The 223-nt window shown below is 58.7% G+C and carries 1 protein-coding gene; it reads left to right on the top strand.

Features of this window, described 5'->3' with window-relative positions; all coding sequences use genetic code 11:
- Positions 1–223: hypothetical protein (locus ABR397_RS24240; RefSeq protein ID WP_350307905.1), on the top strand; the 223-nt coding region annotated here is incomplete at both ends.

Genomic DNA, 223 nt, shown 5'->3' on the forward strand with positions numbered 1-223 from the left:
ACAGTATACATACGATGCGGCCCTGAACCTGACGGCGGCCCGTGACGATGCGCAGCGGTTGCACTATATCCTCAACGGCAACGGCCAGGTGGTCTCGGTGAGTGATGAAAGAAACCTGCGCGAGCATTATCAGTATGATGTCACCGGTTACCCGTCCCGGCGATTTGACGGGGTGCAGGAGATTATGGGGGAAACCCTCTACCAGGCGGGGCACCGCCTGAAC

The organism is Photorhabdus viridis (genome assembly GCF_040256935.1).
Lineage (GTDB): Bacteria > Pseudomonadota > Gammaproteobacteria > Enterobacterales > Enterobacteriaceae > Photorhabdus > Photorhabdus viridis.